Here is a 25,580-nt window from a genome sequence, read left to right on the forward strand (position 1 = left end):
ACTTTCGCGGGGCCGTCACTCGAAGCGGCCGTAGCCCTCGGGCTTGGCGGGCGCGGGAGGCAGAGCGGGAGTCGTGGGCGGCGGCAGTCGAGGGAGCTTTCGTGCCCGCGGGCGACGTCCGGCGTCCGGCTGCGGGTCGACCTCCGGCTCGGCCGAGGCAATCGGGGTCGGGGCGAGCGCGGCAGCCGGCTCCGAGCCAACCGGCGGAGCCAGGCCGCCCTGATTCGGCTCCGGCGGACCCGCTTGCAGCGCGGGCGGCGCGGCCAGCTTTTTGACCAGCAGGAAACCTCCGGTGCCCAGCGCCGCCATCGCTGCGAGGCCAGCCACCAGCACGCGCGTGCGGGACCCCGCCAGCTTGCGCTCCGGCGGTGTGACCCAGCTCGTCGCGTGCAAGCCTGTCCCCTGCGCTCCGCTCTGCGCAAGCGCAACGTCGAGATCGACGATGAAGGCTTCCGCCGACTGGTGGCGCGCGTCGGGATTTTTTTGCAAGGCTCGGCGCACGACGGCCTCGAGCGCCAAGGGAACGTACGCCTCCGGCGCCACTTCGGCAAACGCCGGCGGCGGCTCCTTGATGTGGCAGGCCATGACCACCACCGCGTCGTCGTCCACGAACGGCGGACGGCCGGCGAGCATTTGGTACAAGATGACGCCAAGCGAATACAGATCGGTGCGCGCGTCGAGCGGAGCACCCTGAGCTTGCTCCGGCGACATGTAGCGCGGCGTACCGAAGACCGTTCCGGCCTGCGTTTCCAGCTGATCCATGCGCCGTTCGTCGCCATGCACCAGCTTCGCGATGCCGAAATCGAGCACCTTCACGACCTCGTCGAGGGCCCCGCCTTGTACGGGCACCTTGGCCAGGAAGAGGTTGTCGGGTTTGAGATCGCGGTGGACGATGCCCTTGGCGTGCGCCTCGCTCAAGGACACGGCGGCCTGGCGTGCAATGCGCACCGCGTCCGCTGCGCTGAAGCGCGGCACACGCCGCAGTTGCTCGCCAAGGGTGGCCCCCTCGAGCAGTTCCATTGCCAGAAACCAGGAGCCGTCCGCGGCCTCACCAAAATCGAACACGGTCACGGTGTGCGGGCTGACGAGCGCGCTCGTCGCGCGGGCCTCGCGTTCGAAGCGCACTTTCGTCTCGGCGTCGTAGGCCCGTTCGCCGTGTACGATCTTCAGGGCGACGTCACGCCCGACCGCGTCCTGGCGTGCGCGGTACACGGCCCCCATCGAGCCGGCGCCCACGCGAGCCAGAATCGTGAAGCGCCCCGCTACCGAGCTACCGAGCAGCGCGTCGCCGCCGCTCTCGACGACCTCGCGTGCGTCAACGTAAGGCAGCCCGTGTTTGGGACAGCGCGGCAGCTCTCCCGGTTCGAGGGCGTCGCCGAGGCTGAGCTTGGCGTAACAGCGCGGACAAACCGGTCCCGACCTCGGATCCAAGGGGGGCAAAGTCGGCGCTTCGTCGTCGTAGTCGTCCTCGGCCATCACCCGGCGTCAGGCCTGACTCATTGACCTACAACTTGAGGCAGAGCAAGTAGTTCGTGCTGCCGAGCGTCGCGGGGCGGCAGCCGAAGCCGGCCCCGCAGTCGAAGTCGCTGCAGCAGGTATCGGAGCAATAATAAGGGCCTCCGGTCGGCCCCAGACAGTGTCCCGACTTGCATTCCGTGCTGTCGGTGCAGGTCGCGCCGAGGAGCTTGGTCCCCCCCGAGTAGTTTCCGCAAAATCGGATGCCGCTGTTCTGAACACACGCCAAGCTCACGGACCCCGCGCAGTCTTTGGATGTGCAACAGGTCTTCGAGCACACGGCGGGGATCGTGTTGAGACAGAGTCCACTTTGACAGGCGGACGACCCGGAGCTGCAGAAGGCGAGGAAGCCGCCGTTGCCGATGTTCGTGCCACACGCCATCACCAGCCGACTGGTGCCCGGCAGCGTTCGCCGCACGCAGTACTGCGAGCCCGAACAGCCGGAATCGCCGCAGCAAGTGTCGAAGCACTGCTTGGCGTCGCACAGGCCGGAGCGACACTCCGAGTTGGCTCCGCAGGCCGCGCCAGCTGCCTTGGTTCCGAGCGGCCCGCGCCCGACGGACGCCGCCGGCACACAGGCACTGCCGCCGCCGACCGCCGGAAAACAAACGTTCGCTTCGTTGCCGCAGTCTTCGCTCTTGCAACAGCCACTCATACAAACCGTGGGGCCGGTCGCTGCGCCGAACACCGCCGGATTTTCACAAAAGAGCCCGGTGTTGCAGTTGCTCGTTGCCGCGCACGGCGAGCCGAGCTCACCGGCAACGCTCCCGCCGCTACCCCCGGTTCCGCCGGCGCCACCGGTTCCGCCGCCACCGCTCCCCGCGGCGCCTGCCACACCACCAGTGCCGGACAGCCCGCCACCACCACCCGTCGCGACACTACCCGCAACCCCGCCCGCCCCGCCGGAAGTCCCACCGCTGGCCGCGCTGCCACCCGAACCGCCGGTCGCGCCATCGCCACCCACTCCCGCATCGTCGCAGCCGTCGTCGACCAGCCCGTCACAGTCGTTGTCCTGACCGTCACCGCAGATGTCCGTGGACGCGCACGGCGCGCAGACCCCGGACCGGCACATTTGCCCCCCGGGGCAGGCGGGAGGACCAATCGCGCCCTCCCAAGAACAATTCACACGTGTGAGCTCCGCCTCGATCATGGCCGAGCAGCTGAGCGCGAGCCCGACCGATAGCGTGGCAAGCGCGAGCGCCGTCAGCCGCGCTCGCATCAAAACGCTCCCTCGAGCGCAACGAACCCAGAGCCGGGTGTGACCACCGCACCGACGCTGGTTGCCCGGGGTTTGGCGTCCCGCGTGAAGTAAAAGAGCGCCGCGGCTCCAGCCGATGCCGCGCTGACCGTGAACGCGATGTCGGCCACCAATGCCTGGTCGTGCGCAGTCTTCGCGCGATCTTGTAGCCCGTACACGCTGAGGTTCTTACCTGTCGCGTCCTCGGTGCTCTGACGAGTCGAGAGCGCCTGCACGCCGTAGTAGATGCCGACACCGAGCGCGGCGATCGCAACCCCACCCGTCGTGTACACCCAAGCGTCGAGCCGCCCCTTCTTGGGTTTGTCCGCGGGTGTTTGGGTGTCTGCTCGGGGAGCGGCGGCCAGGGGCGGCGGCTTGTCCTCGTTCGCCTCGAGGGCGCGCGCCTCCTCATCCCGTTTCTTCGCCAGCTCGTCCCGGGCACCCTCGAGCCGGCGCACGGTCTGGATCGCCTTCTCGAGCTCGTCGGTGTCCGTCTCCAGCTCCGAGTATCGCTTGAAGGCCACGATGGCCTCGTCGACCTCTCCCAGCTTCTCGTGGACGAGGCCCAGGTTGTAAAAGAGGTCCTTGCCGTTGGGATCGAGCGCGATGGCCTGGTTCAACTCCGAGATCGCCTCGCGATACGCCCCCGCTTTGTAGGACTTCTTGGCGTTCACGAAGTGTTTCTTCGCGGCCGCGGCGCCGTGCTCGGGCGCCTGCGCCTGGGCCGCGCCGGCGGAAATCACACCCGCCGACACGACGCCGAGCCAGAGCACCGTCAGCGCAACTCGCATTCCGACCGAACCATAGCGTAAGCGACGGGCCCGTTCCCGCGTTCCTTTCGGCGAACCCGCTTGGAGGACCCGATGAGGCACCTGGTAACCGCCGCGCTTGCGCTCCTTTTCACCGCCCCCGGCCTGGCCGCGGGGGAACCCTTCGCCCAACCACCGGACCAGCCGGGTCCGGTGGTCGCGGGCTCGAGGCCCTATGACGGCTACGATCACCCGTACGATCGGCCGTACGACCGCCCCTACGACCGCCCGTACGAGGACTCGTACTACCGGCCGAGCTCGACGGTGAGGATCCACACCGGGCCCGTGCTCAGGATCTCCGAGAACAGCCCCGATGGCGGCCTGTACGCAGCGGTCGACGTGGGCGAAAAGGCCGCCGGGATCCGCCTGAGCGGCGCTTGGGTTCGCGTCGGAGGTGAACGCGGCCTGTCCCAGTATGGCGGGGAGCTCTGGCTCGACTTCAACCACACCGGCCCCCTGCACCCGATCCTCGGTGCCGGGGCCGCCGCGGCCCGCATTCAGCTGGCCGCTCCCGCAGGGGGGACCGCGACTCACACCATTGGCGTGGGCACCCTGCGGGGCACGCTGCAGTATGCGTTGCCCATTCGCGACACCGACGCTCGCGCGTCCATCGACGTGATCGCCGCCGTGCCCGCGATTCGTGGCAGCGACGCACCGAACAGCAAGGCCTACGTGCTGGCGCTGGCAACCGTCGGCGTCGGCTTCTGAGCCGCGCACCGCAAGCTCCCACAGTGCCAGGCGCCTCCCGGCCGAAGCGGTTATACTGCGCTGACCTCGTGACCGACGGCGCGCCCATCCCCGACCCCTACCTGCCTGGCCGCCGGCCCGACACGCTCGACGCCGCGGCGGCCGGTCCTGCGCAGACCAGCGGGCTAGCGATCTGGGCCCTGGTGCTCGGAGTGCTCGGGTTCACCTGCGTGCCGGCCGTCGGCGGCCTGCTCGCCCTGACCCTCGGCATCGTCGCCAAGGGCGAGATCTCCCGCTCCGAAGGCGCCCGAACCGGCACTGGACTGGCCATCAGCGGCGCGATCTTGGGCGCTCTGAACCTGATCGCGTCGATTGCCGGACTCGCCGCGATCCTGGCCTGGGCCGGCGCGCCCTCGTCATCGGTGACGCCCGTCGCCCCCGTCGTAGCCCCGGCACCTGCGCCCACGCTGCTACCCACTTCACCGACCGCGCCGCCCACTGCCCCCGGACCGAAGACCTCTGCGTCGCACCAGGGCGGGGTGATCATCACACGGGTCGGCAAGGTCGATCTGGTCGACCTCGATGCGGATGTCCCGTCTTTGTCCCGCGAGCTCGAAACACAACGCAAGGCGGCGGCGGTCGACGGCAAGAAGGTCCTGCTGTGGGTGGTGCTCGACGATTGCCAACCCTGCAACGGCGTGGCGGCCTCGCTCGCTGACGCAAAAATGCAGACGGCGCTCGAGCAGATCCGTTTGGTCCGCGTCAACACGCGAGACTTCAGCCAGGACCTCAGCTTCCTCGGGATCCCGGTGGGCAAGGTGCCGGGGTTCGCCCTGCTCGGAGCGGCCAACCGTCCAACGGACTACGTCAATGGCGGCGAGTGGGACGAGGATGTTCCGCGTAATATCGCGCCGGTGCTGGGCAATTTCGTCCGGGGTCGGTACGACAAGCGGCGCGAGACCTGGCGCGGCCCGCGGCGCGAGGACGAGACCTCCCTGTGACACTCCGCCGGTTGCGCCCAGAACCCGCGTTTCACCGGCAAAATCCGACGATCATTCGCGTCGTCGTCGCGGTGAGGCGCGGCCTTTGTCGAGTCGGGCTGCCGCCGGTCCAAAGAGCGGTGTAGACTCCGGCCCGTTTCCGAAATGACCACCAGCGCGCAACGCCTTGGGACCCCGCTCCCCGTCGGCTCGAGCATCAACCCCGGAACCCTCCGAGCGCGAATGGAGGAGGCCCGCGCACGCGGAGCTCTTCACACGCTCAAGGACACGGTCGGCATCGTGGTGCCCTTGGCTGTCGAGATGGGCGCACGCCACGCGGCGGGCGAGAACCTCTACGTCCACCCATCGAGCATCATCCTCGGCGACGCCGGCGTCAGCATCTCTCCCGAGTTGGCGGTGCGACCGCCCACGTTGCCTCGCGACAAGATCTGCATGGCACCCGAGGAGCGCGAGGGCAAACCCGGCAACGCCCGCGCGAGTGTCTACGCCATCGGTGCGATCACCTACGAGCTGCTCACCGGACTGACGGTGGGACCGGGCATGCGTCGACCGACGGAGGTCGTGCCTACCTTGCCGCGGGCCCTCGAGGTCATCCTGGCGAAGTCACTGGTGGCCGATCCGGCCCACCGCCCCGACGATCTCAACGCGCTCGCCCAGGCGCTGCACAACCTGGCACCGGCCGGCAGTATCGCGCCGCCCGCGGCCGACGAGTCTCACCTCGACCACGACGACCGAGGCTTCGACGTCGACGTGTCGCTGTCGATGTTGCCGCCGGCGCCCAGCCAAATTTACAACGAGGCCCCGTCGAGCCCGCTCGATCTGGCCGTGGCGCAGGCCCCTGGCAGCGCGCCGCGCATGAGTGACTCGACGAGTGAGCTGGCCCAGCTGAAGGCCCGCCTCGAGCGGGACAAACGCCCGCGCTACGTGGTGATCAAAGAGGGCATGGACCACGGTCCGTTCAGCTCGGTGGAGTTGCTGCAACAGATCGCCAGCCACACCTTCGTCGAAGTCGACGTGCTCCGCGACGCGTTCAGCAAAGACGAGCGCGCCATCCGCGACTGGGAGGAGTTCGCGCCGTTCGCCGAACACGCGCGCCTGCATCGCGACATCAAGGCCGAGAAGGTCGCCCTCGAAAAGACGGTGGTCGCCGAGCGCAAGAGCACCACCAGCAAGGCGCTGATCGGCGTCGCCGTCATCGGCGCGCTGGTCGCTGCGGCGGCCGTGTGGTTGGTCGCGCGGCGGGGTTCCAAGAGCGACGAGATCGCCGTTCATGGCGACACGGCGACCAACATCGAAGTCGACGGTGGGCTGAAGGGCGCGGCGACGCGCAAGCTGGGCGGCGGCAGCCGCGGTGTGGTGGGTGTATCCAACGGCATCCCGATCTTGTCGGGCGGCATGTCCTGCGAAGGCGCCATCGCCGCCTACAAGGGCGACGAGGTCACGATCGGCGGCGGGCCGAAGGTCCAGGCGGATCTCACCGCGGGTGCCTACGGAGCGATCTTGAACAAGGGCACCTACTTCGCGCACTGCGGCGCGCCCGACGACATGCAGATCAACATCTGCGCGGCGGTGCAGAACGGCCGCGCCGTGGGTGTGTCGGTCTCGGTGAAACCCTCGAACCCGGGTGTCGCCTCGTGCATCGCCGGCGGCGTGCGCGGGCTCTCGTTCCCGTCGCGACCGAACCTCGACGTCACACGAACCTCGTTCTGAGACTCGCCCTTGCTGCCATCGGCTGTGTTCAGCCCAGCTTCCGCGCGCCGGACCGCCGCCACGCCGACGCCGGGTGCAGCCGGAAATGAGCAGTCGCCGACGCGTGGGCACTGAGGTAAAACGCCCGCGTGACGAGGCCGCAAGCCAGCGAGCGGGGGAGCGAAATGAAACGGTTCGCGATCGCATGTCTGCTGCTCTTCTCGGCGGGTTGCTCGGTCCCGATCGTGAATGGCGTCGAGGAGGGCGACGCCACCCGCGTGGTGGTCGCGCTCGAACAAGGCGGGATCGCCGCCGCCAAAGAGGCAGACCCACAGAGTGAAGGCCGCTACCGGGTGCTGGTCGCTCGCGACGACGCCTCCGGCGCGGCACAGGTCCTGAAGCAGGAGAGCCTGCCCCCACCGGAGACCAAGGGCGTGCTCGAAGCCCTGGGCGAGGGCGGCCTCGTACCCAGCCGCACCGCGGAGCACGCCAAGCTGATCGCGGGCATGGCGGGCGACCTCGAGCGCTCGCTGCGGGCGGTCGACGGCGTGCTCTCGGCTCGGGTCCACCTGGCCGTGCCCGCGAAGGCCGCCTTCGACGGTGAGGCGAAGGAGCCGGCGACCGCGTCCGTGCTCATTCGCCACCGCGGGGCGACCTCACCCATCACGCCGCACGACGTGCAGAGCCTGGTGGCCGGCGCGGTCAGCGGCCTGGCCACCGACAAGGTCAGCGTCGTCATGACTCCGGCTCCGGCCAGCGACCGCCCCGTCGATCGCGAGCTCAGCCGCCTCGGACCCATCACGGTGACCCGCAGCTCGCTGACACCCCTGCGGCTCTCCGTCGCCGCCGTCGCCTTGGTCAACCTTCTGCTCTTCGGTGTGTTGCTCGCGCTCTGGGCCAAGGTCCGACGCGCGCACGCGGCGCTCGACGAGCTGCGCGCAACCGCGACCAATCCCCGGTGATCGAGCTCGAAGGCATCACCAAGTCCTTCGACCGCCCGGTGCTGCGCGGCGTGAACCTGCGTGTGCCCGAGGGTTGCCTCTACGGCCTGGTGGGCCCCGGCGCCAGCGGCAAGAGTGTGCTGCTCAAGATCATCGTCGGGCTGATCCGCCCGGAAGCCGGCGTCGTCCGCATCAGTGGGCGGGACATCTTTGCGATGAGCGATCTCGAGCTGCAAGAGTTCCGCAAGCAGATCGGGATGCTGTTTCAGAACAACGCCCTGTTCGACTTCATGACCGTCGCCGACAACATCGCCTTCCCCCTCCGGCGCCTGTTCGACCTGCCCGAGACCGAGGTCGGCGAGCGTGTGCGCGAGCGGCTCGACGTGGTGTCCCTCCCCGGCTTCGAGGACCGCCTGCCCTCGGGCCTGTCCGGAGGCCAGAAGAAGCGCGTGGGTGTGGCCCGGGCGACGGTCGCCAAGGCGCCCATCGTGCTCTACGACGAACCCGCTGCCGGACTCGATCCGGTCACGAGCCAGAAGATCTTCGATCTGCTCCGAGCAGAACAGCGGGCCGCCGGCGCCACGGTGATCATGGTTTCGAGCGACCTGGACCGCCTGCTCACGGTGACCGACCGAGTGGGCATGATGTACCGCGGGCGCTTGATCTTCGACGGCACCACCCGAGAAGCCCAGGAAAGTGACGATCCGTACGTGCACCAGTTCGTGCACGGAATCCCCGAAGGGCCGCTATGATGGCCGCCTCCCCCGTGGCGACCTCCCGCGCACTTTCGCCCTTTGCCGCCCTCGGCGGCTTCTTCCTCGCGACCAGTGAAGTCGTGGGCGGCATGGGTGTGATGCTCGGACGCATCGTGTCGCGCCTCGTCCGATTTCAATTCGACCGCAGCGAGCTCCTGAAGAACCTCTACAAGATGGGCGTGAAATCCGTGCCCATCGTGGTCGTAACGGCCCTCTTCACCGGCGGCATCATGGTGATCCAGGCCGCGCCGCTGGTCCAGCGCTACGGCGCCCACGGACTGCTCGGCTGGGGTGCGGGGTTCGGCACGCTGCGAGAGATCGGCCCGCTCCTGACCGCGCTGATGATCTCGGGCCGCGTGGGTGCGAACAACACCGCCGAGCTCGGCACCATGGTGGTGACCGAACAGATCGACGCCCTGCGCGCGCTCGCCATCGATCCGATCGGATTCCTGATCGTGCCGCGCTTCATCGGGGTGGTCACCACGCTATTCCTGTCGACTATTTTCGCCGACGTGCTCGCGCTGCTCGGCGCGGCTTATGCCGGCAAGGGCATCCTCGGCGTCGATCCGCTGGTCTTCCTCAACGGTCTGACCAGCGGGCTGCTCGGTCTGGGCGACGTGTTCCACGGGCTGATCAAGAGTGTCGTTTTCGGCATCGTGATCGCGCTCGCCAGCTGCCAGTTCGGCATGGCAACGAGCGGCGGCGCGCCCGGCGTCGGACGCGCGGTCAACGCGACGGTCGTGGTCAGTGCGGCCGGCATCTTCGTGCTCGACTACATCGTGTCCTTCGCGATCGGCTGACATGACGGAGAGCCCCGCACCATCCGCAGAGAGCAGCGTCGGACACATCGACGAGGACGCCGTCACGCGCGAGCGCACGGGACTCGCGTGGGTCGGCGGCTCCGTGCTCGATCTCTTGGCCGCCGGCCAGGCGCTCTACTCGGTGTTCGTCAAGACGCTGTACTACTCGGCGCGCGGGGTGCGCCAACCCGGCGCGGTGGCGCGCCAGATGTACGAGATCGGCAACAAGAGCCTGGTCTTTCTGTGCGTCGTCATGGGTTTCATCGGCATGATCCTGGTTTTCCAGGCCGGCCTGCAGGCAAAACGCGTCGTCCCCGACCTGTCCCTGCTCGGCGCGACGTTCCTCGAGCTGTTGGTTCGCGATCTGGCCGCGACGCTCTCCGCGCTGATGCTCGCCACCCGTGTCGGGGCAGGAATCGCCGCCGAAATCGGCTCGATGGTGGTGACCGAACAGGTCGACGCCCTGCGCATGTGCGCCGCCGATCCCATCGACTACCTGATCGTACCGCGCTTCAAGGCCAGCATCGTCATGACGACCATGCTGGTGGTCCTCGCCGCCGCCGTGGCGTTCTCCACCGGCATGTGGACCGGGTATGCGTTCTTCGACATCAACCCGCGCACGTTCATCAACATGAGCCTGGTGGACAAGGGCGACCTGATCATCGGCCTCACCAAGTGCTTCGCCTACGGCACCGCCATCCCGGTGGTCAGCGGCTACTGCGGACTGTCGACCTTCGGCGGCTCCGAGGGCGTCGGCTGGGCGACCACCCGCGCCGTGGTGAACTCTTCGCTGGCGGTCATCATCCTGAACTTCTTCATCAGTGGCGCCGGCTACTTGATCTTCGGATGACCGCCGCATGATCTCGTTCCGCAACGTCAAGAAGTCGTTCGGCCCCAAGGACGTGCTCCGCGGGGTGAGCTTCGACGTCCAGGACGGCGAGGTGTTCTTCATCATCGGCGCGTCGGGCGTCGGCAAGAGTGTGTTGATCAAACACCTGATCGGCCTGCTCTACCCGGACGACGGCGAGATCTGGCTGGACGGTGAGGAGGTCAGCCGCTTCGACGAACGCAAGATGTACGGCGTGCGGATGAAGTGCGCGATGGTGTTTCAGCACTCTACCCTGTTCGACTCGATGAACTGCGCCGAGAACGTCGCGCTGCCGCTGCGCAAACACCGAGGGCTGCGCCCCAAGGAAGCGCTGGCGGAGGCGCGCCGGCTCTTGACCCAGGTCCACATGGCCGAGTTCGGGGAGCGTTACCCCGCAGAGCTCGGGGACGGCATGCGGAAACGCGTGGCCATCGCTCGGGCCCTGACCCTGGAGCCCCGCTATGTGCTGTTCGACGAACCCACGACGAGCTTGGACCCGGTCAGTGCCCGGCGAGTCGACCGACTGATTCGCGAGCTAAGCGACACCCTCGGCGTGACCAGCATCGTGGTCTCGCACGATCTGGCCAGCATCTTCACGATCGCAGACCGTATCGTGATGCTGTACAAAGGTCAGGTGAAGCTCCTCGGGGTGCCCCAGGACTTCAAGAGCTCCGAAGATGGCATCATCCAACAATTCATCAATGGTCGAGCCGAGGGGCCGATGGAGGCGTGAGACAGCATGAGCCAGCGATCGATCGAGGTGAAAGTCGGCGTATTGATCCTGCTGGCCCTGGGCCTGCTCGGCGGTTTCGTCGTGGTGATGGGCGGGCTCTCCTTCGAGCCGACCTACACGGTGTACGTCGACTTCGACAACCCCGGCGGGTTGCAGGGGGGCGCGCCGGTGCGCATCGCCGGCGTGAAGGTCGGCAAGGTGAAGGAGATGCAGTTTCGCGGCGGGCAAGTCGATCCGAAGACGAACCAGCCAGTCGCGCCGATCCGCATCGTCGCCCACATCGAGAAGCGATATCAGAAAGCCATCTACGAGAACTCACGCTGGTACGTGACGACCCAGGGTGTGCTCGGTGAGCAGTTCCTGGCCGTGGAGCCCGGCTCCCAAGATCGCCCGGTCTTGGCCGCCGAGGCCGTGGTCCCCGGCATCAGTCCGCCGCGCCTCGATCTGCTCTTGTCCGAGAGCTACGAACTTTTGCACCGCGCGTACCAAGGCATCACCAACAACGAGAAGAAGATCGGCGAGACTTTCGACGGGCTGCACGCCACGTTGAAGGGAACCGGCGACTTCATGGCAGGCAACCAGAAGAAGCTGGACAACATCGTCACCAACGTCGAGACGCTCACGGTCGAGAGCAACGAGACCGTGCGAGCCGCCCGGGACCGCTACATCGACAACCCGCAAATCCAGCGGATCATGAGCAACGTCGAGCGTACGACCAGCACGCTCGACAAGCAGGTGGGGCCCATGCTCGCCGACGGGCGTGCGGTGCTCGCGGACACCAAGAAGCTGACGGGAACGCTGACCTCGGATCCGCAGCTCAAGAAGTACGAAAAGATCACCCAGGACGTCAGCGACACCACGGGCCGCGCGAAGCTCGCCGCCGCCGATGCTCAAGCCATGGTCGCGCACGTCAAGCGTGGCAAGGGCACCGTCGGGGCGCTGGTCATGGACGAGGCGCTCTACGACGATCTGCAAGAGATGCTGCGCGACCTGAAGCACAACCCGTGGAAGTTCTTCTGGCGCGAGTGAGCTCGCGCCGGCTCGAGGGTCACCGCGGCGTGAACGAAACGCCCGAGACGTGGACCGCACCCGACCGCTCTCGTTGAGCGCCGCGCTCGAATGGGCTGGGTCCGCTCCGGGGTCTTGCTAGAGCGCCGAACCGGTTGAACGTCGTTTGTTTTCCGGGACTTGCAAGGTGTTCGGCGCTCGCGCGCGGAGCGCGCACGGCCGAAGGCCGGGGGTTTGGGGCGCAGCCCCAACGTAAAGGTCCTAGAACACGAGCCGCGCAAGCTGATCGGTGTTCTAGTCCGACCCGGAGTCCGCGGGTGCGCCGCCACCGCTGGTCGTGCCGCCGCCGCCGGTTGGCGCGCCACCGCCACCGGTCGTACCGCCGCCGCCGGTTGGCGCGCCACCGCCACCGGTCGCACCGCCACCACCCGTCGGCGCACCCCCACCGCCCGTCGGCGCGCCGCCGCCACCGGTGACGCCACCGCCGCCCGTCGGCGCACCACCGCCGCCCGTCGGCGCACCACCGCCGCCCGTCGGCGCACCACCGCCGCCCGTCGGGGCTCCACCGCCACCGGTCGGGGCTCCACCGCCACCGGTCGGCGCGCCGCCGCCGCCTGTTGGTGCTCCACCGGCGCCGGCTGCGCCGGCTGCGCCCCCGGTCCCAGCCTCGGGCAGTGGCGCATCACCCGCCGGCCCGTCGACGGTATTCACGATCCCGCTCAGATCGTTGGAGCACGTGCCTTGGATGCAGACCAGCCCCTCCAGGCAATCGTCGGCACGGTAACAGTCTGCGCCGAGATCGCCCTCTGCCTGGGGCCCACCGCAGGAGGCCGGCAGCCAGAATGCTCCAAGAAAGACCACCGTACCCAGGGCCCGCCAGGCCGTTTGCCGTCGCATGCTGGGGTTCATCATACCCCGGGCCCGGTCAATGTCATTCCAGCGTGACCAGCAGGGCACCTTCTTCGACCAAATCGCCCTCCGCCACGTGAATGGCCAGAACGCGGCCCTCGATCGGCGCCTCCACTGGGATCTCCATCTTCATCGACTCGAGGATGGCGAGGGTCTGCTCTTCGGCGACCGCGTCGCCCAGGGTGACGACCACCTTCCAGACCGTCCCCGTGATTTGGGCCCGAACTTCCGTCGCCACCGCCGGCCATCCTAACCGAGAACCCCCGACCCGACGAATCGCCGCGGAATTGCGCTAATCGCGGGCCCACCCAAGCGGCGCCGGGGCCGGGTGTCGGAACCGGGAAGCGCGTCCCTTGGGTGGGGCGGGCCAGATGGATTAAGATTGCCACCCGTTAGCGCCTGTTGACGGCCTCGCCAAGCCCGCCCATGAGCGCGGGATTCGCTGCTCGCAAACTCGCCCGCTCGCTGATACAGGAAGTCCACCGATGGCAGAACAGAAGGAAAGCTCGGTTCTCTTCTCCCTCAAGGAGCTCATGAGCCTGGAGGAGGACCGCATCAAGGCGGAGGAGGCCGACAAGGACGCCCGCGCCCGCGCCGAAGCGGAAGCCCGTGCGATGGCCGAACGCTCCGCGCGAGACGCCGAAGAAGCGCGCATGCGCTCCGAGGAAGACGCCCGGCGCATGGAAGAGCAGCGGCGTCGCGAGGAAGAGGCGCGCGTCGCCGCGATCCATCAGGGTGAGCTCGAGAAGGCCCGCACCGAGGCGGAGCATCGCGCGCGCATGGAAGCGATGGGCGCGCAGCAAGCCCACGAACAACAGCTCGCGGCGCTCACTCAAGACAAGGGCAAGAAGCGGCTGCAGGTCATCGTCGGCGTCGTGTCCGGCGTGTTCCTCCTGGCCGCCGTGCTCGGCGGTGTCCTGTGGAAGCGGTCGGCGGATGAACGAGCCCGTGAAAAGGCGGCCCTCGAGGCGCAAGCCCGAGCGGCACAGACGGAGCTCGACCAGCTGAAACGCGAGTCGGACGAGAAAGAAAAGAAGGTCGCCGAGCTCAAGCGGCAGATGGACAGCGCCAAAGACGAGGCGGAGCGCGCCAAGATCGAAGCGCAGCTCGCCAGCGCCAAGAAAGAGTCCGATGACGCGCGAAAGAAGCTGGGCGGGCGCGGCGGCGGTGGCGACAAGCCGGCCTCCGGCGGCGGAAAGCCGTGCAACTGTCCGCCCGGCGATCCTTTGTGCTCGTGTCTGTGAGCGAGGCGCGTGACCGCTGAAAAGCTCGGCGCCCACGCCGACCCCGGCGCGCGGAGTCGACTGGCTTTCGCGCTCGACTATCCGAATTTAGCGGAGGCCCGCGCCGGCGCGGAGCGTGTGCGCGACGCCGTCGGTGTGCTCAAGATCGGCCTCGAATTATTCGTGCGCGAAGGCCCACCCGCCATCCACCTCGGACGCGAGCTCGGCTGCGACGTGTTCCTCGACCTGAAGTTGCACGACATCCCCGAGACGGTCGAGCGCGCGGTGGCCTCCGCCGCGGCTCACGGCGTGCGTTACCTCACGCTGCATGCAGGCGGCGGAAGGCGCATGCTCGAACAGGCCGCGCGTCGCGCCGAAGGCACGGGACTCACCCTGCTCGCGGTCACGGTGCTCACCTCCCTCGACGATCGCGACCTCTTGGACGTCGGCGTCGAAAGCACGACCAGTGTCCACGCCGCGCGCCTCGCGGAGCTCGCGAAGAGCGTCGGAGTGCACGGCTTGGTCTGCTCCGTGCACGAGGTCGCGCGGCTGCGCGCGCTGATGGGAGCGGCGGCCGTGCTGGTGACGCCCGGCATCCGTCCCGCCGCGGGGGCCAGCGACGATCAGAAACGAACCGGTACTCCCGCCGCCGCAATCCGCGCCGGCTCGAGCTTGCTCGTGGTGGGACGCCCCATCCGCGACGCCGAGGATCCGCCGAGCGCCGCCCGGGCAATCTGCGACGAGATCGCACAGGCTGCGCGTGTCGACTGAGCCCCAGGGCAGGCTGGTTGCAGGCCTGCAGCCCGTTCGCGAGGCGATCCGCGTCCATGGCTCGCGCTTGGGCCGCGTCCTGGTCGATGCCCGCGATCTCCCGCGCCTGGACGCGGTGGCCCGTTTCGCGACGGATCAGGGGGTAAGATCCATCCAGCGGGTACCCCGGGGGGAGCTCGACCGGCTGAGCGAAGGGGCACAGCACCAGGGAGTACTGGCCTGGGCGCCACCGCTCGAGCTGTGTGACCCGGCCAGCCTGTGGGCCGATCCCGGCCTGCTCGCCGTGGCGCTCGACGGCATCCAGGACCCCCAGAACTTCGGTGCGGTGATCCGCAGCGCCGTCGGCATCGCCGGTGCCGCGGTGGTCTGGGGCGAGCACGCCTCGGCGCCGCTGACGACCGCGACCTTCCGCGCCTCGGCCGGCGCGGTGGAGCACGCCCGCCTGTGTCGGGTGAAGTCTCTCGTCGGCGCGCTCGCAGACGCCGCCGCTGCCGGAGTGCAGGTCATCGGACTCGAAGCTCGAGCCGACCGCGCTCTCCGGCAGATCGATTTGCAAGCCCCCACGCTGCTCGTCATCGGCAGCGAAGGCGAAGGAATGGGGCGCGGCGTCCGCAAGGCGTGCACGTCGTTCGCGCAGCTCCTGCCGATGAGCCGACTGGACTCGCTCAACGCGTCAGTGGCCTCGGGCATCGCGCTGTACGAAGCAGTTCGCCAGCGATCTCAGTGACCTAGCCCATCATCTCTGACGCGCCGTCGAGAACGGAGCTGGGCGCTGAACACCCGTCACGCGTGCGGCCACCTGCGTTCCATTCAATGGAATGGCCCAGGTCCCCCGAGACCCTGGGGAAAACTCGATCGATTGCGGGGACTTGCGATCCGTCGATCAACCGTCCGGTGCAAAACTCCCACCCGACTTCGAGTGATTTCTCATGCGCGTCGGACTCGAACCGAAAGTACGCGACGCATAACGGAAATCGCCGCTTCGACGGCCTCGGATGGGGTGGCGTCGCCCAGGCTCACGCGAACGGACTCCCGCGCTCTCGTCTCGTCGTACATCGCGCTGAGCACGGGGGACGCCTCGCTCGACCCCGCGGAGCACGCGCTGCCGCTCGAGACGCAGACGCCCTGAAGGTCCAGCGCGGCAACGAGCTCGTCCCCGCGCAGCCCAGGCACCCAGAGGTTCGATACGTGCGGCGCACGCCCGGAGCTGACGTTGGGCTCCGCCCAGGGGGCGAGCGCGGCCTCGAGCCGATCCCGTTCGGCCGCCAAACGGGCGTACCTCGACGGCCCGTCGGCCGAGAGCCGCAGGGCAGTCAGGAAGCCCGCGGCGGCGACCGGATCTTGCGTCCCGGGTCGCAGGCCCCGCTGCTGCGCTCCCCCGCGGAGCAGCGGCCGAAGCAAGCTCGGCGAGCCCCGGAAGACCAGCGCCCCGATCCCCTTTGGCCCGCGGAACTTGTGCGCCGCCAGCGCCAGGCTGTCGGCGACCCGGTAGAGGGTCGGCGCCAGCTTGCCCACGGCCTGCACGGCATCCACGTGCAACCGCCCGCCCGCTCGTCGCACCAGCTCCGCGATCTCCGCAATGGGCTGGATCGCCCCCGTCTCGTGGTTGACCGCCATGACCGCCACCGTCGCTCCCACCGGCAGCTCGCCGAGCGCGTCCGCCACGCTCTCGGGCTCGACGACCCCTCGCCCGTCGAGGGGCAAGAACCGCACGGGCACTCCGCGCTCGGCCAGCGCCTCCGCCACGCGAATCACCGATGGGTGCTCGAGCCGACTCGTCACGAGCGCGCTGACGCCGGCGAGCGCCAGGTTGTTCGCCTCGGTGCCTCCGGATACGAGCAGCACGTCCCGCGGGTCCGAGCCCGCGTGGTCAGCGATTGCTTCGCGTAGCTCTTCGATCACTGCTCGGGCGCGGCGGCCGAGGGTGTGCACACTCTCGGGGTTTCCCCAGTCCGTTTCGGCCTGGCGTCGCATGGCCTCGACCACGTCGGCATGAGGAGGCGTCGTTGCGTTCCAATCCAGGTAGATGAGCCGCGGCTTGCCGCTCATGGGCGAACGCCGCCGGGCGCCCGCTCCGGCACGATGAGATAAAACGCAGCCCCTCCCAGGCGCACTCCGTCGATGCGCTCGTCTGCAGGTGATACGACGCGCACGTCGCCGGCGTGTCCGCGGGCAATGCCCTTCACGATGGCGAGGCCGATCCCCGTGCCGCCGTGCGCCCGCGTCGGCGAGCCGTCGACCTGATAAAAGGGCTCGAACAACCGCTCGACCGTGTCCGGCGGCACCCCCGGCCCGGTGTCGGCAACCACGAGCTCGAAGTGGCCCGAGGCCAGGCGCCGCGCCCGCACTCCGACGCTGCCGCCAGAGGGCGTGAACTTCGCCGCGTTGTCCAGCAAGTGGTCGATGGCCTGGCCGATCCGCTCCGCGTCGCCCTGACCGTGCAGGGGTGCGCTCGGGAGCTCTGCCGTGAGCGTCAGCAGCGCCCGCTCGAAGCTGCCTTGCCTGCGCGCGAGGGCATCCCGAACAATCTGCGAAAAATCGAGCGGGCGCGTCGCCAGCTTGAGCTTGCCGGTCTCGAGCGCAGTCACGTCGAGCAGGTTGTCGATCAACCCGCGCAGTCGCTCGACACACTCGTTCATGGATTTGAGCGCCTTGTGCTGCGCCGGCTCGAGCGAGCCAAGCTCCTGATCGAGCAACAGCTTCACGTAGCCGACGATGGGCGTCATCGGCGTCGCCAGCTCGTGCGAGATGTTGCGATAGAACTCCTTGCGCGCGTGGTCGAGCTCCCGGAGCCGGGCGTTCGCGCGCTCGAGCTCAGCGATCTTCTCCTCCAGGTGCGCGGCGATCTTCTGGCTCTGCAGCCGCAGCTGTTTGCCGGTCAGGTCCGGCGAGACCTGTTCGCGTCTCCCCTCCAGATACCCGCGCAGGGTGGCCGCGAACGATCGGGCGTCGATGGGCTTCTGCAGGAACCCATCGCAGCCCACCGCCAAGCTGGTCTCCCGGCTGCCCTCGGCGGTGATGGCCACGATCGGCACGCCGTACAGCTCGGGCTGCGAGCGCAGGCGGAGCGTCACCTCGTAGCCATCGAGTCCGGGCATGGCGATGTCGACGAGCACCAGGTCCGGGCGCTCCGCGCTCGCTTTCCGGATGCCTTCGAGCCCATCCTCGGCCTCCACGACCTCGAAACCCGCGACGGTCAGGAGTTTCTTGACCAAGAGCCGGTTGGCCGGGTCGTCTTCGATGTGCAGGACCTTGGTCAAGGCGTCGACCCATCTTTGCCGGCCCACGACGTCACGGCAAGCCGCGCCCCCAAGGCGAGGCTTGAAAAGCGGGGCGGTTGGCTCTAGCAACGTGCCGATGACCCGCACAACTCTGGTGATCCTGGCGCTCGCGGCGTCCGCTTGCGCCGACCTCACGGCGCCCACTTCCGGGGGCGGCTCCGAAGAAACCACCGCGGCTGCCAACCCCGTGCCGGTGCAGCCTCCGAGCCCGGTGCCGCCACGCCCGCCGGCCCAGCCCGATCCGATGGCCGCGCTCACCAAGATCCGCGCCTCTCACGTGCTGATTGGCTACGCGGGCGCGCAACGAACTCGCGCGACGCGCAGCAAGGACGAGGCAAAGAAGCTCGCGGACCAGCTGCTCGGTCGCTTGCGGGGCGGCGCGAAGTTCGACGCCGTCGCGAACGAGCTCTCAGACGACCCGAGCGCAAAGGGGCGCGGCGGTGATCTCGGCACGTTCGATCGCTTCACGATGACGAAGAACTTCGCCGAGGCCGCCTTCGCGCTGAAGGTGGGAGAGATGTCGGCGGTGGTCGAGACCGAGTTTGGCTTCCACATCATCAAGCGCACCGAATGACGGACCCGCGCGACGAGACGCCCGACGACGCCGACCCCGAAGCGGGCCCCGAGAGCGAACCGCCCAGGGAGCCCGCCGCCGACGGCGACGCGGAGGAAGGCGTCGACGCCACGACAGAAGTTGCTGAACCCGATCAGCAAGACGACGACACGTCGGACGACGAGGACGCGCCCGAGAAAGACGCCGCGACCGACAGCACGCCGGCTCCTCCGGAGACCCCGCCTCCCGCAGAATCCGGCAAAAAACCCGGGATTTTCCCGCTCCGCAAGCGGACCGCTCACGCTCTCGCTTTTGTTTCGGGCCTGCTCTACTTCCTGGCGTTTCCCGGGATCGAGGTCTGGCCGCTGGCCTTCATCTGTCTCGTGCCCCTGGTCATCGCCCTCCGGGGTCAGCGACCGCGCGCCGCCGCCGGCATCGCGTGGACCTCCGGCTTCACGATGACGATGTGCGGCTTCTACTGGCTGCTCGAGATGCTGAGGACGTTCAGCGGTTTCCCCACCGCGCTGTGCCTCGTCTTCATGGCCATCTTGTGCGCGTACCAGGCGGGACGCCTGGCGATGAGCGGCTGGCTGTACGCCCGCGCGGAGGCTCGCGACTGGCCGCCCGGACTCGCGTTCGCCGGCGCCTTCGTCGCCAGCGAGCTGGTGTTCCCGCTGCTCTTCCCCTGGGCGTTCGGCGCGACGGTTCACCGGCTGCCGATCATGATCCAGGTCGGCGAGCTGGGCGGCCCGATCGCGGTGGGGCTCGCTGTCGTGTGCGCCAACCTGGGACTGGCGGAGCTCGTGCTGTCACGCATCGAGCGCCGCGCTCCGCGCGCCAAGCTCGCTGCGGCGTGGTTCGCGGTGCCGCTCCTGACTGCGCTCTACGGCGCAGTGCGCATCCCGATGGTGGACGCGACGACCGCCGCGGCGCCCAAAGCGCGGGTGGGCATCGTGCAGGCCAACATGAGCCTGATGGGCAAAAGGCGCGACAAAAACGAGGGTCTACGCCGCCACCTGACATTGACCCGTGAGCTCCAGCGCGAGGCGCCCCTCGATCTCGTGGTCTGGAGCGAGACCAGTGTCATGGCGCCTCAGCAGGAAGAGATCGCTCCCCTCCTCTACAAACGCCAGTTCGCCCAGGGCCTCGGCACGGCCGCCATCTTCGGCGCGGTGCTCGTGCGCCACGTCGACGACGCGCGCGAGTACGTGCTCTTCAACTCGGCCCTGCTGAGCAACAACGCCGGCGAGGTCGTGGGCCGCTACGACAAACAATTCTTGCTGGCGTTCGGCGAGTATCTGCCGTTCGGCGAGGAGTTTCCGAAGCTGTACGAGATCTCGCGCAACTCCGGGCGCTTCACCCCCGGCAAAACGCTCAAGCCGCTGCCGCTCGGCGAGCACGGCATTGCTACGTTCATCTGTTACGAGGACATCAGCGCCTCGTTCGTGCGCTCGATCGTCAAAGCAGGTGACACGGACCTCTTGGTGAACATCACCAACGACGCCTGGTTCGGTGACACCACCGAACCCTGGATCCACCTGGCGATGTCGGAGCTCCGCGCCGTGGAGCATCGCCGTTTCCTGGTGCGCTCGACCAACAGCGGCGTCAGTGCGTTCGTCGATCCGGTCGGGCGGGTGCTCAAGACCTCGGGGACGTTCCGCCAAGAGGCGCTGGCCGCCGAGATCGCCTGGCTGAGGCCGACCACCGTCTACGAGGCCATCGGGGACAGCCTGTGGTGGCTGGTGACCGCGCTCAGCATCGCGGCGGCCTTCCTGCGGCGGCCGGCCCGCCCGAACGAATAACCGACGGGGGCCCCTCGTCGAACCGGCGTGCCGAGCAGGGCATGTAGGCCCCGGTGAGTGAACTAACACCGGGGAATTTTGCGGGTTTCGCTTTCGTATGCTCACCTAAGTGAAAGGCCAGGTCCTCTGGCAAGAGCCAGATGACGGGCAACTGTGGACGTGCGAAGCTCGGGATCGCCAAAAGCGGCACCCGGCTCGTGTTGGATTGTGCGGCTTCGGACTGGGGCAAAAAGGGAGATTTCGATGATTAAGAAGGCTTGGCGTACTCTGGCGACGGTCGGTCTGGTCACTTCATTCTGCGTGATGGCAGGCTGTGTGGTCGGCTCTAGCGATGACAACACCGGCGGCTCGGGCGGCTCGGGCGGTTCGGGCGGTTCCGGCGGCTCCGGTGCTACCGGCGGCGCAACGGGCGGCTCCGGCGGCGCAACGGGCGGCGCGGCGGGCGCGGGCGCAACGGGCGGCTCCGGCGGCTCTGCCGGGTACGAGTGCGAACCGGCCACGGGCGGCGCTCCGGGTACCCCGGGCGACTGCAAGGCAAGCTCGACGGACGCTTGCGAGGTCTGCCTCGAGACCAAGTGCTGTACGGAGCTGTCGAACTGCAAGGCAACGAGTCCCGGCAATCCGTGCTGGGAAGGCGGCCCAACGGCCGGCGAAGGCGAGATCTTCTGCTTCCAGACGTGCTTCGTCGAAGAGGTTGGCAAGGGCACGGATCCGACGACCGCCAAGGGAACTTGCGCCGGCAAGTGCGCCACCCCGGCCTGTGGAACGGTGTCGGGCGCGACCAGCGATCTGGTGGCCTGCATGGACACCAACTGCCTGGCCGACTGCCTGCAGTGAGCTGAGACTTCAGCGCGACAGTGCGCCCGGGACGGCAGGACCGTCTCGGGCGCGGTCGTTTTGTGATTTCGTCTGGCGGGATCCCCCGGATCCTCGGGCCAGACGTGCAGGACGACTCGAAGGCTGGCCAAGAGATGCGACGGGCGTGGACGGGCTGGGTCCTTGTGATACCTTCAGCCGCCCATGCTGACCGTCGGCTGTGCGGGATTCGCAGTCCCAGCGACCAGGTACTTCAAAGAGTACCTGTTCGTGGAGGTGCAAGAGACGCACTTGGCCGTGCCCGGCCCGGGAACCCTGCGGCGCTGGCGGCGCGAGGCCCCCGAGGGCTTCGAGTTCGCCCTCTTGGGCCCGCGGCAGGTGGGCCAGGAGGGCTTTCGAGAGGGAAAGGTCATCGAGACCGCGCTGAAGCAGCTGGGCGAGGTCGCAGCCGAGCTGGACGCGGCCACAGCCGTGTTCCTGGCTCCCGCTGACTTCACCGCCTCGCGCAGCAACCGCGCTGCGCTCAAAGATTTTCTGCTCTCGGTTCGCGAGCAATTCAACCGGATCGTGTTCGAGGCTGGCCCCGCCTGGGTCCCCGACGACGCCGACGCGCTGGCGGAAGAGACCCGAACCTTCGCCGCCCGGGACCCACTGACACAGGGCCTGTCCAAGCGTTCAGCCGCGTATTATCGAATGCCGGGCCCGGCGGGCCACAAGTCGCGCTACGAAGATCCTGCAATCGAGCGCTTGGCAGAGATCGCCGGCCAGGAGCCCGACCAAGAGTCGACCTACGTGTTCACGAACGTCGACATGTTCGCGGACGCCAAGCGGTTCAAGAAGGCGATGCGCGGCTGAAGCGCGCTACGTGCGGGCGACGACTACTGGTCCTGCCCCGCCGTCGGAATGCCGAGCACGCTGCGGGCAGCCGCCCTTCCCGCCGCCTCGCCAGCCTGCCGCGTTGCGCTCAGGCGGCGCGAGGCCGCGTCCGCCCCACTCACGCCCTCCGGCAGGGTCACCCCCCGCTCGACGTCGCCTGTGACCCGCTGAGGCCCCTCCCCGGGCCGCTCCTCGACCCACGCGCGCACGACGACCGACACCCGCAGGCCCCGGGCAGCGGGGCGGCCCGCCCGGGCGACGATCCCCTGAGCCTCGGCGTCCACCCGAACGAGCTCCAGGACCAGACGCGGCGTGCCGCCGCCAGCCGCCAGCACACCCTCCCGGCCGAGCTCGGCCCGAGCGCCCGCCAGCGCGGCATGCAGTGCCTCCGCGTCCGGCGCCAAGGCCGGCGCTGCCACCACCCTCAGGCGACCGGCAGGCTCGCCCGAGGACCGAACCGGATGATACCCACAGGCAGACAGCCCGCCGCTCGCCAGGGCAAGCCCCAGCAAAGTCGCGCACATCGCCCGGACATGTTTCACGGGAAACATCAAGTTTTCAACACAAGTGCTTGTGTTCAGATAAGAATACGCCCGTTCAGCGGCGCCCGTTCAGCCCACGATGAGGTTGAGGATGCGCCCGGGCACGTAGACGACCTTGCGGATCGCCCGCCCTTCCAGGTGGCGTTGCACGTTTTCGTCCTGGAGCGCTGCCGACCGCGCCGTTGCCTCGTCCGCGTCGCGGGCGATCAGCGCGCGGCCGCGGACTTTCCCGTTGATCTGCACGGCCATCTCGACCTCGTCGTCGACGCACAGGGCGGGATCGAACTCCGGCCACGGCGCGTCGATGATGCTGGCGGAGTGACCCAGGCCCTCCCACAGCTCCTCGGCCAGATGCGGGGCGAATGGCGCCAGACACAAGGTCAGTTTTTCCAATGCATTTCGAGGAATTGGAGTGAGCCCGTTCAGGTGATTCGTCAGGATCATCATGGCGCTGACGGCCGTGTTGAACCGCAGCTGCTCGATGTCCTCCCCCACCTTCTTGACCGTCCGGTGGACCAGCTTCGCGGTCTCGGCGTCGACGGGCTCCGCGGACAACTCGCGGCTCGCGAGGGTGTGCACTCGATCGAGGAACCTTCGCACTCCCTGGATGCCGGCGGTCTGCCAGGGTTTCACCTGCTCGAGCGGGCCCATGAACATCTCGTAGACCCGCAGGCTGTCGGCCCCCGACTCGCGCACGACGTCGTCCGGGTTCACCACGTTGCCCCGGCTCTTGCTCATCTTGAAGGCGATGGACTGCACCTTCACCTCGGGGTTCGCCTTGATGACGAAGCTGCCGGCCCGCTTCTCCACCTCGGCATCGTCGAGCTTGACCACGTCGAGCACGGCGCCCGTCTCCCGATGGACGACCTGATCGTCGTCGGCGGTCCTCACCAGATCGGCGCTGACCCAGGCCCCGGCGGCGTCGCGGTAGGCCGTCATCTGTGGCTCACCCAGGATCATGCCCTGGTGGACCAGCTTCGAGAACGGCTCCGGGTGTTTCACGACGCCGACGTCGAACAGCACCTTGTGCCAGAAGCGCGCGTACAGAAGGTGCAGCACCGCGTGCTCCGAGCCGCCCATGTAGAGGTCCACGGGCATCCAGTCGTCGTAGGCTTTTTCGCTGAAAATCTCGCGTTCGTTGTGGGGATCGAGGTACCGCAGGTAGTACCAGCAGGAGCCCGCCCACTGCGGCATCGTGTTGGTTTCACGCGCAAACCACGCGCCGTCCTTCTGGAAGAACCGCCAGTCGAGCGCCTTCGCCAGCGGCCCCGACGGGTCACCGGGTTTGTAGTCCTCCAGCTTCGGCAGCTCGAGGGGCAGCTCGGCATCCGTGACCGCGATCGGGGTCGCGTAGTCGATGGTGTAGGCCGCCCCGCTGCGGGGGTCGCCGTCGGTCTGCACCGGGAAATAGATGGGGATCGGCTCACCCCAGTAGCGCTGCCGGGAGAAGACCCAGTCGCGCAGCTTGTAGTTGATCTTGCTGCGCCCGATGCCCTCGGCCTCGAGGAACGCGGTGATCTTCTGTTTCATCTCGGGTGTGCCGAGACCATTGAACTGTCCGGAGCGAACGGCGACTCCGTCGTCGACGAACGCCGCCTCGAGGGTCGCGTGCTCGGAACCGTCGGGGCTCACCACTTCCACGATCGGCAACTCGAACCGCTGCGCGAACTCGAAGTCGCGCTCGTCGTGCGCCGGCACCGCCATGATGGCGCCGGTTCCGTACGCACCGAGCACGTAGTCCGCGGTGAAAATCGGGATTTCCTGCCCGTTCAGCGGGTTGATGGCCTTGGCGCCGGTGGCAACGCCGGTCTTCTCTTTGTTGAGCGCGGTGCGCTCCATGTCGCTCTTGCGCGCCGCGGCCTTGGCGTAGGTCTCGACCTCCGCGCGCAGCGCCGGCGCCGCGAGCTCGAGCGTGAGCGGATGATCCGGCGCGATCACCATGTACGTCGCACCGAACAGAGTGTCCGGGCGCGTGGTGTAGACCGTCAGCTTGGTGCTGTGTCCGACGAGCGGAAAGTCGACCTCTGCGCCTTCACTCTTGCCGATCCAATCCCGCTGTTTTTGCCTGGTTTCAGGCCAATCCAGCGGCTCCAGCTCCTCCGCCAAGCGGTCCGCGTAGGCGGTGATGCGTAGCTGCCATTGCCGCAGCGGCTGGCGCACGACGGGGAACTGACCGCGTTCGCTCTTGCCGTCGATGACCTCCTCGTTGGCCAGCACCGTCCCGAGCTCGGGGCACCAATTGACCGGAATTTCCGCCTGGAATGCCAGCCCGCGCTCGAACAGCTTGAGGAAGATCCACTGCGTCCAGCGCACGTACTTCGGGTCCGTGGTGTCGACCTCACGGGACCAATCGTAGAAGAACCCCAGGCTCTTGAGCTGCCTGCGAAAGACGTTGATGTTGCTCGCGGTCGTCGCCGCCGGGTGAGTGCCCGTGTTGATGGCGTGTTGCTCCGCCGGCAGCCCGAACGCATCCCAGCCCATCGGATGCAGCACGTCGTAGCCGTTCATGCGCTTGAAGCGCGCGACGATGTCCGTTGCCGTGTAACCCTCCGGATGCCCGACGTGCAGGCCGGAGCCGGACGGGTACGGAAACATGTCGAGCACGTAAGCCTTCGGGCGTCCCGGGCGCCGTGTGACCTTGAACGTTTCGTGCTCTTCCCAGTACCTCTGCCAGCGCGATTCGACCGCGCGGTGGTCGTAAGCCATGACGCCGCCCTATAGCACTCGGCGCCCGGCGCCGTTTGCGCGATCTGCGAATTTCCAG

The 25,580-nt window shown here is 68.2% G+C and carries 25 protein-coding genes; 16 read left to right on the forward strand and 9 right to left on the reverse strand.

Going from position 1 to position 25,580, the window contains the following annotated elements; all coding sequences use genetic code 11:
* Nucleotides 1-15 precede the first annotated feature (15 nt).
* From IPI67_19090 to IPI67_19100, 3 genes are read right to left on the reverse strand one after another with little or no spacing between them, the layout of a single operon-like run.
* Nucleotides 16-1,476, reverse strand: a complete 1,461-nt coding sequence (locus IPI67_19090; GenBank protein MBK7582298.1) for a serine/threonine protein kinase — start codon at nucleotides 1,474-1,476, stop codon at nucleotides 16-18.
* 28 nt (nucleotides 1,477-1,504) lie between these two features.
* A complete protein-coding gene (locus IPI67_19095; GenBank protein ID MBK7582299.1) occupies nucleotides 1,505-2,734 on the reverse strand; it encodes a hypothetical protein in 1,230 nt (409 codons plus the stop codon).
* The gene (locus IPI67_19100; GenBank protein MBK7582300.1) at nucleotides 2,734-3,543 is read right to left on the reverse strand and encodes a tetratricopeptide repeat protein; all 810 of its coding nucleotides are present in this window, start codon (nucleotides 3,541-3,543) and stop codon (nucleotides 2,734-2,736) included. The genes IPI67_19095 and IPI67_19100 overlap by 1 nt, the downstream gene beginning before the upstream one ends.
* A 72-nt stretch (nucleotides 3,544-3,615) precedes the next feature.
* On the opposite strand from IPI67_19100, the gene IPI67_19105 reads away from it, so the two are divergent.
* The 9 genes from IPI67_19105 to IPI67_19145 all read left to right on the forward strand — a co-directional run bounded on the left by IPI67_19105 (nucleotide 3,616) and on the right by IPI67_19145 (nucleotide 12,064).
* A complete protein-coding gene (locus IPI67_19105) occupies nucleotides 3,616-4,269 on the forward strand; it encodes a hypothetical protein (protein ID MBK7582301.1) in 654 nt (217 codons plus the stop codon).
* A 68-nt stretch (nucleotides 4,270-4,337) separates the two neighbouring features.
* Nucleotides 4,338-5,249: a DUF4190 domain-containing protein gene (locus IPI67_19110; GenBank protein MBK7582302.1), complete on the forward strand. Its 912-nt coding sequence runs from the start codon at nucleotides 4,338-4,340 to the stop codon at nucleotides 5,247-5,249.
* Nucleotides 5,250-5,393: 144 nt separating this feature from the next.
* Nucleotides 5,394-6,959, forward strand: coding sequence for a hypothetical protein (locus IPI67_19115; protein ID MBK7582303.1), 1,566 nt, complete (start codon nucleotides 5,394-5,396; stop codon nucleotides 6,957-6,959).
* A 164-nt stretch (nucleotides 6,960-7,123) separates the two neighbouring features.
* Nucleotides 7,124-7,900 carry a hypothetical protein gene (locus IPI67_19120; GenBank protein MBK7582304.1) on the forward strand — a complete coding sequence of 259 codons (777 nt, stop codon included), beginning with the start codon at nucleotides 7,124-7,126 and terminating at the stop codon, nucleotides 7,898-7,900.
* Entirely contained in the window at nucleotides 7,897-8,631 is a 735-nt protein-coding gene (locus IPI67_19125) for an ATP-binding cassette domain-containing protein (protein MBK7582305.1), read from the forward strand. The genes IPI67_19120 and IPI67_19125 overlap by 4 nt, the downstream gene beginning before the upstream one ends.
* The gene (locus tag IPI67_19130; GenBank protein ID MBK7582306.1) at nucleotides 8,631-9,434 is read left to right on the forward strand and encodes an ABC transporter permease; all 804 of its coding nucleotides are present in this window, start codon (nucleotides 8,631-8,633) and stop codon (nucleotides 9,432-9,434) included. The genes IPI67_19125 and IPI67_19130 overlap by 1 nt, the downstream gene beginning before the upstream one ends.
* 1 nt (nucleotide 9,435) lies before the next feature.
* Nucleotides 9,436-10,284: an ABC transporter permease gene (locus IPI67_19135; protein MBK7582307.1), complete on the forward strand. Its 849-nt coding sequence runs from the start codon at nucleotides 9,436-9,438 to the stop codon at nucleotides 10,282-10,284.
* A gap of 7 nt (nucleotides 10,285-10,291) precedes the next feature.
* Nucleotides 10,292-11,035 (forward strand): ATP-binding cassette domain-containing protein, encoded by a 744-nt coding sequence (locus IPI67_19140; GenBank protein ID MBK7582308.1) that lies wholly within the window; start codon nucleotides 10,292-10,294, stop codon nucleotides 11,033-11,035.
* A 6-nt stretch (nucleotides 11,036-11,041) separates the two neighbouring features.
* Entirely contained in the window at nucleotides 11,042-12,064 is a 1,023-nt protein-coding gene (locus tag IPI67_19145; protein MBK7582309.1) for an MCE family protein, read from the forward strand.
* A gap of 273 nt (nucleotides 12,065-12,337) precedes the next feature.
* On the opposite strand, the gene IPI67_19150 is transcribed toward IPI67_19145, so the two are convergent.
* Together IPI67_19150 and IPI67_19155 are read right to left on the reverse strand one after the other, a co-directional pair.
* The gene (locus IPI67_19150; GenBank protein MBK7582310.1) at nucleotides 12,338-12,940 is read right to left on the reverse strand and encodes a hypothetical protein; all 603 of its coding nucleotides are present in this window, start codon (nucleotides 12,938-12,940) and stop codon (nucleotides 12,338-12,340) included.
* Nucleotides 12,941-12,974: 34 nt separating this feature from the next.
* A complete protein-coding gene (locus tag IPI67_19155) occupies nucleotides 12,975-13,190 on the reverse strand; it encodes a biotin/lipoyl-binding carrier protein (GenBank protein MBK7582311.1) in 216 nt (71 codons plus the stop codon).
* 247 nt (nucleotides 13,191-13,437) lie between these two features.
* Between IPI67_19155 and IPI67_19160 the strand changes: the two genes are divergently transcribed.
* The 3 genes from IPI67_19160 to IPI67_19170 are packed head-to-tail and all read left to right on the forward strand — an operon-like array spanning nucleotide 13,438 to nucleotide 15,673.
* On the forward strand, nucleotides 13,438-14,196 hold the full coding sequence (locus IPI67_19160) for a hypothetical protein (GenBank protein MBK7582312.1): 759 nt from the start codon (nucleotides 13,438-13,440) through the stop codon (nucleotides 14,194-14,196).
* Between the two features lie 9 nt (nucleotides 14,197-14,205).
* On the forward strand, nucleotides 14,206-14,946 hold the full coding sequence (gene pyrF, locus IPI67_19165; GenBank protein ID MBK7582313.1) for an orotidine-5'-phosphate decarboxylase: 741 nt from the start codon (nucleotides 14,206-14,208) through the stop codon (nucleotides 14,944-14,946).
* Nucleotides 14,936-15,673, forward strand: a complete 738-nt coding sequence (locus IPI67_19170) for an RNA methyltransferase (GenBank protein ID MBK7582314.1) — start codon at nucleotides 14,936-14,938, stop codon at nucleotides 15,671-15,673. Before pyrF ends, IPI67_19170 begins: the two co-directional genes overlap by 11 nt.
* Before the next feature lie 200 nt (nucleotides 15,674-15,873).
* On the opposite strand, the gene IPI67_19175 is transcribed toward IPI67_19170, so the two are convergent.
* Nucleotides 15,874-16,995 (reverse strand): cysteine desulfurase, encoded by a 1,122-nt coding sequence (locus IPI67_19175; GenBank protein ID MBK7582315.1) that lies wholly within the window; start codon nucleotides 16,993-16,995, stop codon nucleotides 15,874-15,876.
* On the reverse strand, nucleotides 16,992-18,206 hold the full coding sequence (locus IPI67_19180; GenBank protein ID MBK7582316.1) for a hybrid sensor histidine kinase/response regulator: 1,215 nt from the start codon (nucleotides 18,204-18,206) through the stop codon (nucleotides 16,992-16,994). Before IPI67_19180 ends, IPI67_19175 begins: the two co-directional genes overlap by 4 nt.
* A gap of 265 nt (nucleotides 18,207-18,471) precedes the next feature.
* On the opposite strand from IPI67_19180, the gene IPI67_19185 reads away from it, so the two are divergent.
* The 4 genes from IPI67_19185 to IPI67_19200 all read left to right on the forward strand — a co-directional run bounded on the left by IPI67_19185 (nucleotide 18,472) and on the right by IPI67_19200 (nucleotide 22,253).
* The gene (locus tag IPI67_19185; GenBank protein MBK7582317.1) at nucleotides 18,472-18,801 is read left to right on the forward strand and encodes a peptidyl-prolyl cis-trans isomerase; all 330 of its coding nucleotides are present in this window, start codon (nucleotides 18,472-18,474) and stop codon (nucleotides 18,799-18,801) included.
* The gene (gene lnt / locus IPI67_19190; GenBank protein MBK7582318.1) at nucleotides 18,798-20,582 is read left to right on the forward strand and encodes an apolipoprotein N-acyltransferase; all 1,785 of its coding nucleotides are present in this window, start codon (nucleotides 18,798-18,800) and stop codon (nucleotides 20,580-20,582) included. The genes IPI67_19185 and lnt overlap by 4 nt, the downstream gene beginning before the upstream one ends.
* A 243-nt stretch (nucleotides 20,583-20,825) precedes the next feature.
* On the forward strand, nucleotides 20,826-21,419 hold the full coding sequence (locus IPI67_19195; GenBank protein ID MBK7582319.1) for a hypothetical protein: 594 nt from the start codon (nucleotides 20,826-20,828) through the stop codon (nucleotides 21,417-21,419).
* A gap of 183 nt (nucleotides 21,420-21,602) precedes the next feature.
* Complete coding sequence (locus tag IPI67_19200; protein MBK7582320.1) at nucleotides 21,603-22,253, forward strand: DUF72 domain-containing protein; 651 nt, start codon at nucleotides 21,603-21,605, stop codon at nucleotides 22,251-22,253.
* A 23-nt stretch (nucleotides 22,254-22,276) separates the two neighbouring features.
* Here IPI67_19200 and IPI67_19205 read toward each other — a convergent pair whose 3' ends face one another.
* Together IPI67_19205 and IPI67_19210 are read right to left on the reverse strand one after the other, a co-directional pair.
* Complete coding sequence (locus tag IPI67_19205; GenBank protein MBK7582321.1) at nucleotides 22,277-22,798, reverse strand: hypothetical protein; 522 nt, start codon at nucleotides 22,796-22,798, stop codon at nucleotides 22,277-22,279.
* An 87-nt stretch (nucleotides 22,799-22,885) separates the two neighbouring features.
* A complete protein-coding gene (locus tag IPI67_19210) occupies nucleotides 22,886-25,522 on the reverse strand; it encodes a leucine--tRNA ligase (protein MBK7582322.1) in 2,637 nt (878 codons plus the stop codon).
* Nucleotides 25,523-25,580 lie beyond the last annotated feature (58 nt).

Source organism: Myxococcales bacterium, assembly GCA_016706225.1.
Taxonomy (GTDB): Bacteria; Myxococcota_A; Polyangia; order Polyangiales; family Polyangiaceae; genus JADJKB01.

What these genes read in the sequence shown, in the direction of transcription:
- IPI67_19090 (MBK7582298.1), bottom strand. Translation starts at nt 1,476, where the DNA reads ATGGCCGAGGACGACTACGACGACGAAGCGCCGACTTTGCCCCCCTTG.
- IPI67_19095 (MBK7582299.1), bottom strand. Translation starts at nt 2,734, where the DNA reads ATGCGAGCGCGGCTGACGGCGCTCGCGCTTGCCACGCTATCGGTCGGG.
- IPI67_19100 (MBK7582300.1), bottom strand. Translation starts at nt 3,543, where the DNA reads ATGCGAGTTGCGCTGACGGTGCTCTGGCTCGGCGTCGTGTCGGCGGGT.
- IPI67_19105 (MBK7582301.1), top strand. Translation starts at nt 3,616, where the DNA reads ATGAGGCACCTGGTAACCGCCGCGCTTGCGCTCCTTTTCACCGCCCCC.
- IPI67_19115 (MBK7582303.1), top strand. Translation starts at nt 5,394, where the DNA reads ATGACCACCAGCGCGCAACGCCTTGGGACCCCGCTCCCCGTCGGCTCG.
- IPI67_19120 (MBK7582304.1), top strand. Translation starts at nt 7,124, where the DNA reads ATGAAACGGTTCGCGATCGCATGTCTGCTGCTCTTCTCGGCGGGTTGC.
- IPI67_19130 (MBK7582306.1), top strand. Translation starts at nt 8,631, where the DNA reads ATGGCCGCCTCCCCCGTGGCGACCTCCCGCGCACTTTCGCCCTTTGCC.
- IPI67_19135 (MBK7582307.1), top strand. Translation starts at nt 9,436, where the DNA reads ATGACGGAGAGCCCCGCACCATCCGCAGAGAGCAGCGTCGGACACATC.
- IPI67_19140 (MBK7582308.1), top strand. Translation starts at nt 10,292, where the DNA reads ATGATCTCGTTCCGCAACGTCAAGAAGTCGTTCGGCCCCAAGGACGTG.
- IPI67_19145 (MBK7582309.1), top strand. Translation starts at nt 11,042, where the DNA reads ATGAGCCAGCGATCGATCGAGGTGAAAGTCGGCGTATTGATCCTGCTG.
- IPI67_19150 (MBK7582310.1), bottom strand. Translation starts at nt 12,940, where the DNA reads ATGCGACGGCAAACGGCCTGGCGGGCCCTGGGTACGGTGGTCTTTCTT.
- IPI67_19160 (MBK7582312.1), top strand. Translation starts at nt 13,438, where the DNA reads ATGGCAGAACAGAAGGAAAGCTCGGTTCTCTTCTCCCTCAAGGAGCTC.
- IPI67_19175 (MBK7582315.1), bottom strand. Translation starts at nt 16,995, where the DNA reads ATGAGCGGCAAGCCGCGGCTCATCTACCTGGATTGGAACGCAACGACG.
- IPI67_19185 (MBK7582317.1), top strand. Translation starts at nt 18,472, where the DNA reads ATGGCCGCGCTCACCAAGATCCGCGCCTCTCACGTGCTGATTGGCTAC.
- lnt (MBK7582318.1), top strand. Translation starts at nt 18,798, where the DNA reads ATGACGGACCCGCGCGACGAGACGCCCGACGACGCCGACCCCGAAGCG.
- IPI67_19195 (MBK7582319.1), top strand. Translation starts at nt 20,826, where the DNA reads ATGATTAAGAAGGCTTGGCGTACTCTGGCGACGGTCGGTCTGGTCACT.
- IPI67_19200 (MBK7582320.1), top strand. Translation starts at nt 21,603, where the DNA reads ATGCTGACCGTCGGCTGTGCGGGATTCGCAGTCCCAGCGACCAGGTAC.
- IPI67_19205 (MBK7582321.1), bottom strand. Translation starts at nt 22,798, where the DNA reads ATGTGCGCGACTTTGCTGGGGCTTGCCCTGGCGAGCGGCGGGCTGTCT.
- IPI67_19210 (MBK7582322.1), bottom strand. Translation starts at nt 25,522, where the DNA reads ATGGCTTACGACCACCGCGCGGTCGAATCGCGCTGGCAGAGGTACTGG.